General features: G+C 64.5%; 9 protein-coding genes. 3 read left to right on the top strand and 6 right to left on the bottom strand.

What is annotated here, in order from left to right:
• Positions 1-8: 8 nt before the first annotated feature.
• The 6 genes from DY468_RS20595 to DY468_RS20620 form a co-directional block, all read right to left on the bottom strand.
• Entirely contained in the window at positions 9-332 is a 324-nt protein-coding gene (locus DY468_RS20595; protein WP_164606869.1) for a proton-translocating transhydrogenase family protein, read from the bottom strand.
• A 25-nt stretch (positions 333-357) separates the two neighbouring features.
• Entirely contained in the window at positions 358-1,485 is a 1,128-nt protein-coding gene (locus DY468_RS20600) for a Re/Si-specific NAD(P)(+) transhydrogenase subunit alpha (protein ID WP_164606871.1), read from the bottom strand.
• Between the two features lie 195 nt (positions 1,486-1,680).
• On the bottom strand, positions 1,681-1,833 hold the full coding sequence (locus DY468_RS20605) for an aa3-type cytochrome c oxidase subunit IV (RefSeq protein WP_164606873.1): 153 nt from the start codon (positions 1,831-1,833) through the stop codon (positions 1,681-1,683).
• A gap of 286 nt (positions 1,834-2,119) precedes the next feature.
• Entirely contained in the window at positions 2,120-2,512 is a 393-nt protein-coding gene (locus DY468_RS20610) for a type II toxin-antitoxin system death-on-curing family toxin (protein WP_164606874.1), read from the bottom strand.
• Between the two features lie 12 nt (positions 2,513-2,524).
• Positions 2,525-2,749 carry an AbrB/MazE/SpoVT family DNA-binding domain-containing protein gene (locus tag DY468_RS20615; RefSeq protein WP_164606876.1) on the bottom strand — a complete coding sequence of 75 codons (225 nt, stop codon included), beginning with the start codon at positions 2,747-2,749 and terminating at the stop codon, positions 2,525-2,527.
• 148 nt (positions 2,750-2,897) lie between these two features.
• Positions 2,898-4,814, bottom strand: coding sequence for a M3 family oligoendopeptidase (locus DY468_RS20620; protein WP_164606878.1), 1,917 nt, complete (start codon positions 4,812-4,814; stop codon positions 2,898-2,900).
• A 369-nt stretch (positions 4,815-5,183) separates the two neighbouring features.
• Here DY468_RS20620 and DY468_RS20625 point away from each other — a divergent pair, with 369 nt between their 5' ends.
• From DY468_RS20625 to DY468_RS20635, 3 genes are all read left to right on the top strand, one after another.
• The gene (locus DY468_RS20625; RefSeq protein ID WP_164606880.1) at positions 5,184-5,819 is read left to right on the top strand and encodes a TerC family protein; all 636 of its coding nucleotides are present in this window, start codon (positions 5,184-5,186) and stop codon (positions 5,817-5,819) included.
• A 95-nt stretch (positions 5,820-5,914) separates the two neighbouring features.
• A complete protein-coding gene (locus DY468_RS20630) occupies positions 5,915-7,402 on the top strand; it encodes a sigma-54-dependent transcriptional regulator (protein WP_164606882.1) in 1,488 nt (495 codons plus the stop codon).
• A gap of 354 nt (positions 7,403-7,756) precedes the next feature.
• Positions 7,757-9,774: L,D-transpeptidase scaffold domain-containing protein (locus tag DY468_RS20635; protein WP_164606884.1), on the top strand; the 2,018-nt coding region annotated here is incomplete at its 3' end.

Below are 9,774 nucleotides of genomic sequence, written 5' to 3' on the forward strand. Positions count from 1 at the left end.
GCCCCTACTCACTTCTGCTTCTTCTTGTACATCGCCAGCATGCGCTGGGTGACAAGGAAGCCGCCGAAGATGTTGATACATGCGAAGATCAGCGCGACGAAGCCGAAGCCGCGCGCCCACAGCGGACCGTTGTCGTTGCCGGCCAGCGACACGCCGACCGCGAGCAGCGCACCGACCACGATCACCGACGAGATCGCGTTGGTCACCGACATCAGCGGCGTGTGCAGCGCGGGCGTCACCGACCACACCACGAAGTAGCCGACGAACACGGCAAGGACGAAAATCGACAGCCGAAACACGAACGGATCGACCGCTTGAACCATATGCTCCATAGCAACTCTCCTTAAGCGGTCGCGCTCACGCCGACTTGGGCTGGAAGTTCGGATGAACGACGGCGCCGTCGCGCGTCAGCGCGGTGGCCTTGACCAGTTCGTCGTCCCAATTCACCGCCAGCGCCTTCTCCTTGTTGACCATGGTCTCGAAGAAGCTCAGCAGATTGCGCGCATAAAGGGCCGAAGCCGACGCCGCGACACGGCCGGCGACGTTGGTGTAGCCGACGATCTTGACGCCATCGATCTCGACGATCTGGCCGGGGACCGCGCCCTCGACGTTGCCGCCGCGTTCGACCGCGAGGTCGACCAGCACCGAGCCCGGCTTCATCGACTTGACCATCTCGGCGGTGACCAGACGCGGCGCGGGCCGGCCCGGAATCAGCGCGGTGGTGATGACGATGTCCTGCTTCTTGATGTGTTCGGCAGTCAGAGCGGCCTGCTTAGCCTGATACTCTTTCGACATTTCCTTGGCGTAGCCGCCGGCGGTCTGGGCGTTCTTGAACTCCTCGTCCTCGACGGCGAGGAATTTGGCGCCCAGCGATTCGACCTGCTCCTTGGTGGCGGGGCGCACGTCGGTCGCGGTGACGATGGCGCCGAGACGGCGCGCGGTGGCGATCGCCTGCAGACCGGCAACGCCGACGCCCATGATGAACACCTTCGCCGCCGGCACGGTGCCGGCCGCGGTCATCATCATCGGCATGGCCCGGCCGAACGTTTCGGCGCCGTCGATCACGGCGCGATAGCCGGCGAGGTTGGCCTGGCTCGACAGCACGTCCATCACCTGCGCACGGGTGATGCGGGGCATCAGCTCCATCGCGAAGGCCGCAATGCCGGCATCCGCCATGCTCTTCAGCGCGGCGTCGTTGCCATAGGGGTCCATGATCGCCAGCACCAGCGCACCACGCTTGTAGCTGGCAAGCTCGGACGCCTCCGGACGCTTCACTTTGAAGACGACATCGGCGTCCTTCAAAGCGTCGGCGGTCACGGTGGCCCCGGCGGCAGTGAAATCGGAATCCGGCAGACCGGACTTGAGGCCCGCGCCCGGCTCGACCGCGACTTCGGCGCCGAGCGCTTTCAGCTTCTTGACCGTGTCGGGCGTCGCCGCGACGCGCGGCTCGGCAGGATCTTGTTCTTTGGCAACAGCAATCTTCATGGAGCCTCCGGCGGCGCGAAGCACGCGCGTGAGCGAGCGAGATATGCACGCACCCCGCAAAAGTGGGACCGGTTTTGGGACCGGGATGCGCGCTTACTTATTTGTTTGGAGAACGTCCAGGCGGCAAACCGGACTCCACTTTGCCGGGGCGTTCTCCGAGAGAGCGCCGCGTGTAACGGCGCACTCCAGCACAGATCAAGTCAGGAAAATGCCCATCAGCGAGACGATCACGATCACGGCGACGGTGCCGTACTTCACCAGCTTGATGAACCCTTCGTAGGTCTGCTCATGCGCGGCGTAGTCGTTGCCATCGGCAGTCGTGTAGGCAAACTCGTGGTGCTCTGCCATTCGTCTCTCCGACATCTTCGAGAAGTGGGGGATGCAATTAGCGCAATCTTATTGCGAGGGCAACGGCGCTGCAGCAATTGTCAACCTAGCCAGTTTGGGTTCGTTCGAAAGTCTAGGCCGCCATCACCGATCGCCCGCGCAGTGTGATCGTAACACACGATTAGAACAAGCTGTTACGAAGCGATTGCAAAAAGCGGCAACTGATTATTCCGCACTGCGGAGCAACCGCGCTTTTTGGGAAGACGAATTGAGGCTCGAGGTCACGGCGCGATCGCCCGACCACGTCTCAGGCCGGCCAGTTGTCCCGGATCCAGCGCGTCAGGCTGGCCTCGCTGACTTCGCCTGCGGCGAGGGCAAGGATGATCGAGGTGGCGTGGGCGGGATCGGGCGCGAAGGCCACGCCGTTCTTACGAAGAAACACCATCATCGACATGAAAGCGATGCGCTTGTTGCCATCGACGAAGGCGTGGTTGCGGGCAAGCCCGAACGCATAGGCTGCGGCCAGCTCCGGCAGCTCGGATTGCTCATAGCGCCATTTGTTGATCGGGCGCTCCAGCGCAGATTGCAGCATACCCTCGTCGCGCAGGCCGGCAGCTCCGCCGAATCGGCGCAGTTGCCGGGCGTGCATGGCGATCGCCTGATCATAGGTGATCCAGAGCGGCTCGGCCGGCTCGCTCATCGGGAGCCCCCATCATTTGGCCAGTGCGGCGAGCGTATCCTTGTACTGGTCCATGATCTCATCGGCCAATTCCATGGTGCGTTCGAAATCCGGGTCGTAGGGCATCGCCTGAAAGCCACCACCCGGCAGTTCGGTAATGTGCAGCTCCTGTCCGCGTTTGAGATCCAGTCGTTGCATCAGCTCTTTCGGCAGCAACAAGCCGTCCGAATTTCCAATCTTCTTGATCTCGATCTTCATTAAACGCCTCATTCGGTGCGCAGACGGACGCTCGGGTGGTTTGAAAGCCGTTCGCTGAAAACCGATCCAAACAAAAAGCGCGTGTTATACACTCGTATAACACGCGCTCCGCCACTGTTCCACAGATGTTTTACGGGAGTTGCCGCCCCTAGCCCATCGCTTCCAGCTCGTCGATCATGCCGGCGATCACCGACAGGCCGCCGTCCCAGAAGCTGGGGTTCTTGGCGTCGAGGCCGAACGGGGCCAGCAGTTCCGAATAGTGCTTGGTGCCGCCGGCCGCCAGCATCGCCAGATAGCGCTCGGCGAAGCCTTCCTGGGCATGCTCGTAGACCGCATAGAGCGAGTTCACCAGGCAATCGCCGAACGCGTAGGCGTAAACGTAGAACGGCGAATGGATGAAGTGCGGGATGTACATCCAGAAGCTCTCGTAACCCGGCTTGATCTCGATCGCCGGGCCGAGGCTCTCGCCCTGCACCGAGAGCCAGATCTCGCCGATCCGCTGCGCGGTCAGTTCGCCGCTGCGGCGCTCGGTGTGGATCGCGCGCTCGAACGAATAAAACGCGATCTGCCGGACCACCGTGTTGATCATGTCCTCGACCTTGCCGGCGAGCAGCGCCTGACGCTGCTTGCGGTCTTTGGTCTGGGTCAGCAGACGGCGGAAGGTGAGCATTTCGCCGAACACGCTGGCGGTCTCGGCCAGCGTCAGCGGCGTCGGCGCCATCAGCGCGCCGTTCTTGGCGGCCAGCACCTGATGCACGCCGTGGCCGAGCTCGTGGGCGAGCGTCATCACGTCCCGCGGCTTGCCCTGATAATTCATCAGCACATAGGGGTGCGCCGACGGCGTGGTCGGATGCGAGAACGCGCCGGGCGCCTTGCCGGGCCGCACCGGAGCATCGATCCAGCGATCGGTGAAAAACCGCTCGGCAATCTGCGCCATTTCCGGCGAGAACGCCTTGTAGGCCGTCAGCACCATGCTGCGTGCATCCGGCCAGGCGATGGTGCCGGTGGCCGCGAACGGCAGCGGCGCGTTGCGGTCCCAATACGGCAACTTCTTCTTTTTGAACCAGCCGGCCTTGAGCTTGTAGTAGCGATGCGAAAGCTTGGGATAGGCGGCGCGCACCGAGGCCACCAGCGCATCGACCACTTCGCGCTCGACCCGGTTGGCGAGATGGCGACTGTCGGCGACATCTTCAAAGCCGCGCCAACGGTCGGAAATTTCCTTGTCCTTGGCGAGCGTATTGGTGATCAGCGCGAAGGTGCGCTCGTTGGCCTTGAACGTCTTGGCCAAGGCTTCGGCCGCCGCCTTGCGTTTGGCCGGCGCACGATCCTGCATCAGGTTCAGCGTCGGCTCGATCGCCAGCTCCTTGCCGCCGACCTTGAAGCGCAGCGACGAAATGGTCTGATCGAACAGGCGATTGAAGGCGCCGTAGCCGGTCTGCGACTTCTCGTGGAACAGTTGCTCGATGCGATCTTCGAGCTGATACGGCTTGTCCTTGCGCAGATCCTCGATCCACGGCCGATAATGGCCGAGCTCCGGCGTCTGCATCGCAGCCTCGAGGACCGCATCGTCGACGCGATTGAGTTCGAGGGTGAAGAACAGCAGATGCACCGAGGCGGCAGTCAGGCGCTCGGAGACGTCGCCATAGAATTTCGACTTCACCGGATCGACGCTGTCGCCGGCATGGACCAGACCCGCATAAGAGCCGAGCCGGCCGGCGAGATCTTCGATCGCCTCGTAGCGCTTGACCGCGCCGGCGAGCCACAGCGCGCCACCATCCTTCGCGGTCTCCTCGGCAAGCCGGCCCTTGAAGTCGGCTTCGAACGAGGCGCAATCGGCATCGAGCCGATCGAGATCGGCGGCGACCTCCGGCGAGTCGATTGCCGGATACAGATCCGTCAGATTCCACTCCGGCAGCTTCGCCGGCTTCGGTGCCGTCTTCCGGCCCGCCGTCGCGGTTTTGGCAGCTTTCGGCTTGCTCGGCGCGCCCTTGCGCGGTGCAGATTTGGCCGGGACGGATTTGCGGGAAGAGGTCTTTGCGGTTCGGGAGGTCGCAGATTTCGCCATGGTGCTTTCAGATCGCGTGCGATTTGCCTTGCGAAACGCTACTAGCTCCGTCACCGGCTTCGCAAGTCACAGTTTCCTTCAAGGGGACCGCCCCTGCGACAAGGCAGCGCGGCTCGAACAGCCCCTCGCCGCCTTGATCGGGATTGGCGGCAGGACTACGACACCGCTGCAAAGCGTTCGTTCCCGAACATTTCGACTCTGACCGTGCGGTGATTGACCATCGTGCGGTCCGGTGCTGGTATCGGCGCTGACGCAAGCGATTTGGTGCGGTCTTCGACTGCGCCGCATGCCATCACGTCCTGGACCGGGCCCCTCTGGCAGTTCATCTGATGAACTGTGATGTCGGACTGGACGCTCACGGAGCGCCCGATGACCGACTTTCTCGCCATCTTTACTCCCGAAGGTCTTACCGCGTTCGCCCAGGTCGTGATGATCGACCTGGTGCTCGCCGGCGACAATGCCGTCGTGATCGGCCTCGCCGCTGCCGGGTTGCCGAAAGAACAGCGCGGTAAGGCGATCCTGATCGGCATCCTGGTCGCCACTGCGCTGCGGATCGCCTTCGCCAGCGTCACCGTGCAGCTTCTGCAAATCATCGGGCTGCTGCTGGCCGGCGGCGTGCTGCTGCTGTGGGTGTGCTGGAAGATGTGGCGCGAGCTGCGCAATCCGCCGGAAGACATCGATGCGCTCGACGGCGAGACCGGCGCGGCGAACGGCGCACCGAGCAAGACCATGGCGCAAGCGGTGTGGCAGATCACGCTGGCGGACGTGTCGATGTCGCTCGACAACGTCCTGGCGGTGGCTGGCGCGGCGCGCGAGCATCCGGTGATTCTGGTGTTCGGCCTCGGCCTGTCGATCGCGCTGATGGGGCTCGCCGCCAGCTTCATCGCACGGCTGCTGCATAAGCACCGCTGGATCGCCTATATCGGCCTCGCGATCATTCTCTACGTGGCCGGCGACATGATCTATCGCGGCGCACTCGAGATCTGGCCGCACGCCTTCGGATAACGGCGGATAACCGCCAGCATTTTCACCAAGCGTTAACGCATTCGTCGCAATCGTGCACCAATTCGGGACAGTTCGGGTTGGGGCAGTAGCGAGTAATGGTTGAGCGTATTCTGATCGCCGACGACGATGCAGTACAGCGTCGGCTGGTCGAGAACATGGTGCAGAAGTGCGGCTACGAGGTGGTTTCGGTCGATAGCGGCGACGCTGCGGTGGAAGCCCTGACCGCGCCCGATGCACCGGCGATCGACGCCGTGGTGCTCGACCTGGTGATGCCCGGCCTCGATGGACTCGGCGTGCTGTCGAAGATTCGCTCGAGCGGACTCGACGTGCCGGTGATCGTGCAGACCGCACATGGCGGCATCGACAATGTGGTGTCGGCGATGCGCGCCGGCGCGCACGACTTCGTCGTCAAGCCGGTCGGCATCGAACGACTGCAGGTGTCATTGCGCAATGCGCTGAATGCCAGCGCGATGAAGGGCGAGCTGCAGCGCATCCGCCATGCCCGCGAAGGCCGGCTGACGTTTTCCGACATCATCACCCGCAGCGAGGCGATGGCCCCGGTGCTGCGCGGCGCCGAGAAGGCGGCAGGCTCGGCGATTCCGGTGCTGATCGAAGGCGAATCCGGCGTCGGCAAGGAGCTGTTCGCGCGCGCCATTCACGGCTCCAGCGACCGCCGCACCAAGCCGTTCGTCGCCGTGAACTGCGGCGCGATCCCCGACAATCTGGTCGAATCGATACTGTTCGGCCACGAGAAGGGCGCGTTCACCGGCGCCACCGAGCGACACGACGGAAAGTTCGTCGAAGCCTCCGGCGGCACGCTGTTTCTCGACGAGGTCAGCGAGCTGCCGCTGAGCGCCCAGGTCAAGCTGCTGCGCGCGCTGCAGGAAGGCGCGGTCGAAGCGGTCGGCGGACGCCGGCCGATCAAGGTCGATGTCCGCATCATCTCGGCCACCAATCGCCGGCTGCTCGACCGGGTGAAGGCCGGCCAGTTCCGTGAAGATCTGTTCTACCGGCTGCATGTGCTGCCGCTGACGGTCCCGCCGCTGCGCACCCGCCGCGAGGACATCCCGCCGCTGCTGCGGCACTTCTTGATGCGCTTCTGCGCCGAAGAAAACCGCAGCATCGGCGGCATCACTGGCGAGGCGATGGCGCGGCTGGCGCAGCTCGATTGGCCCGGCAACATCCGCCAGCTCGAAAACGCGGTTTATCGCGCGGTGGTGATGAGCGACGGCGACCAGCTCGGCCTCGCCGACTTCCCGCTGGCGATCGCACCGTCCGTCGTCCCGGAGGACGACGCAACCGGCGAGCCGCTGGTGATCGAACGCAACGAGCCGCAATTCGTCGCCGCGAGCGAAGTGCCGATCGCGCCGCTCCCGAGCGTCGGCAATCTGTCGATGCTGAATGCAGACGACGACGTGCGCCCACTCGACGAGATGGAGCGCGAGATCATCAAGTTCGCGATCTCGCATTATCGCGGACAGATGTCGGAAGTGGCGCGGCGACTGAAGATCGGCCGCTCAACGCTGTATCGCAAACTCGACGAAATCGAAGCCGAGCGCGCCGCTCAGGCCGAGGCGCAGTAACGAACTTCACCGCCGGCCCGCACCGATTCGGGGATCGCGGAGCAAATGTGGCTGCCAAGTGGCGGCGTGCAGGAGCTTCTGATTCGCGGAACCGCCCGACCGTGGCGCGAGAGTGACAGACATCCGGGGCGGCCCGTGGCACAAGCCCAAACTGCCTCAGTGAAACGAGCATTTGGGGTCAGTTTGTCGTGAGTCTGCCCGGCCGATGCTGGCCGCTCGAACCGGGCCTGTGTATCCTCCGACTGAAGCATGGGATCGGCTGTGAGCCGGTCCACGGGTAGAGGCCGGACACTCGAACACCGAACTGCAAGTCACGAACTGCCGGCCGGGCAGCTTTCCCAAAGGGGTAGATGAATGCGAGATCACTCGACTGGACGCCGCGGTTTCGAAGGCGTGCTGATGGCCGTCGCGGCGACCTTCCTCACCGTGTCGGCGACCTCGGTGCTGGCGCAGTCGCCGACACGCTCACCGGCGGATCTCGCGATCGACGCCGCCGTTCCAGTTCCGAGCCCGGCCGATCTTCCGCCCCCCTCGATCGGCGACTTCAAGGTCGCTTCGCCGGCCAAGCCCGTAGCCGCCGAACCGACCAAGGACGCTGCTGCCCCTGCCGCACCCGCCGAGGCGAAATCGGACGCGACCGCCGCCGCTCCTTCGGCTCCCGGTCCGAGCAAGGACACCGCGGCAACCACGCCGGCTGCCGACGCGCCGAAAACTGAGGCACCGGCCGCGACAGCTGCAGCGCCGGCGGCCGAGCCCACCAAGCCGGCCACCGAACAAGCGGCTTCTCCCAAGCCCGCCGAGCCGCAGCAGCCTGTCAGCAAGGTGGCGACGGCCGACCAGCCGGTCGCCGATCAGCTTCGCGATCTGCTCGCCAAGAGCGCCAACCGCTATTTCGAGCGCAAGGCCGAGCGCAGCGCGGTCGAGAAGTTCTACGAGACCCGCGACTATGCGCCGGTCTGGACCAGCGCCGGCGCGCTGACCGCCCCGGCCAAGGGCGTGATCGCGCGGCTGAAGGACGCCGCCGCCGACGGCCTCGATCCCGACGACTATCCGGTGCCGAACTTCACGGCCGCGACCTCGCCCGAGACGCTCGCCGAGGCCGAGCTGCGGCTGACCGAGAGCATGATGGACTATGCGCGCCAGGCGCAGAGCGGCCGGATGCACTGGTCGCAGGTGTCGGGCGACATCCAGTATCCCGAGCATCCGATCGATCCGTCTCAGGTGCTCGCCAAGGTCACCACCGCGGCCGATGCGTCGGCGGCGCTCGACAGCTACAACCCGCCGCACAAGCTGTATCGCGAGCTGAAGAAGAAGCTCGCCGAGCTGCGCGGCGAAGGCGACAAGCCGGTGGCCAAGATCGCCGAGGGCGAAACGCTGCGCTACCAGCCGGCCGGCAAGAAGCGCGCCGAAGTGAAGATGGACGATCCGCGGGTGCCGCAGCTCCGCGCCCGCCTCGGCATCACCGACAACGCCGACAGCACCACTTACGACGCCACCGTCGCGGCGGCGGTGCGGCACTTCCAGAGCCACTCCGATCTCAAGGCCACCGGCGTGCTCGACGACCGCACCGTCAAGGCGCTGAACACGCCGAAGCGCGACCGCACCATCGACACCATCATCGTCAACATGGAGCGGTGGCGCTGGCTGCCGCGCGACCTCGGCGCCCCGGCGCTCGGCGACGCCTATGTGATCCTCAACATTCCGGACTATACGCTGAAGGTGATGCAGCACGGCGCCGAAGTGTGGTCGACCCGGGTCGTCACCGGCAAGCCGGGCAAGCACGCCACCCCGCTGCTGACGGAGACGATGAAGTACATCACCGTCAATCCGACCTGGAACGTGCCGCCGTCGATCATCTACAACGAGTATCTGCCGGCGCTGCAGCAGGATCCCACCGTACTCGACCGCATGGGCCTGAAGCTGTCGCGCAACCGCGACGGGTCGATCCACATCTCGCAGCCGCCGGGCGAAGCCAATGCGCTCGGCCGCATCCGCTTCAATTTCCCGAACAAGTTCCTGGTGTATCAGCACGACACCCCGGACAAGAACCTGTTCGCCAAGACGGAGCGCGCCTACAGCCACGGCTGCATGCGGGTGCAGAATCCGGACCAGTACGCCGCGACGCTGCTCAACATCACGATGCCGGACAAGAACTACACCCCGGCGAAGATCCGCTCGATGTACGGCCGTAACGAGGTCAATCTCAACTTCCCGACCCCGATCCCGGTCAACATCACTTACCAGACCGCGTTCGTCGACGATGCCGGCAAGCTGCAGCTCCGCAAGGACATCTACGGCCGCGACGCGACGATGCTGGCGCTGCTGAAGAACGACAAGGGCAAGAATCTCGAAGCTGTCCCTTATACACATCT

The sequence above is a fragment of the Rhodopseudomonas sp. BR0M22 genome, from assembly GCF_010907035.1.
Taxonomy (GTDB): domain Bacteria; phylum Pseudomonadota; class Alphaproteobacteria; order Rhizobiales; family Xanthobacteraceae; genus Rhodopseudomonas.

What these genes read in the sequence shown, in the direction of transcription:
- DY468_RS20595 (WP_164606869.1), bottom strand. Translation starts at nt 332, where the DNA reads ATGGAGCATATGGTTCAAGCGGTCGATCCGTTCGTGTTTCGGCTGTCG.
- DY468_RS20600 (WP_164606871.1), bottom strand. Translation starts at nt 1,485, where the DNA reads ATGAAGATTGCTGTTGCCAAAGAACAAGATCCTGCCGAGCCGCGCGTC.
- DY468_RS20605 (WP_164606873.1), bottom strand. Translation starts at nt 1,833, where the DNA reads ATGGCAGAGCACCACGAGTTTGCCTACACGACTGCCGATGGCAACGAC.
- DY468_RS20610 (WP_164606874.1), bottom strand. Translation starts at nt 2,512, where the DNA reads ATGAGCGAGCCGGCCGAGCCGCTCTGGATCACCTATGATCAGGCGATC.
- DY468_RS20615 (WP_164606876.1), bottom strand. Translation starts at nt 2,749, where the DNA reads ATGAAGATCGAGATCAAGAAGATTGGAAATTCGGACGGCTTGTTGCTG.
- DY468_RS20620 (WP_164606878.1), bottom strand. Translation starts at nt 4,814, where the DNA reads ATGGCGAAATCTGCGACCTCCCGAACCGCAAAGACCTCTTCCCGCAAA.
- DY468_RS20625 (WP_164606880.1), top strand. Translation starts at nt 5,184, where the DNA reads ATGACCGACTTTCTCGCCATCTTTACTCCCGAAGGTCTTACCGCGTTC.
- DY468_RS20630 (WP_164606882.1), top strand. Translation starts at nt 5,915, where the DNA reads ATGGTTGAGCGTATTCTGATCGCCGACGACGATGCAGTACAGCGTCGG.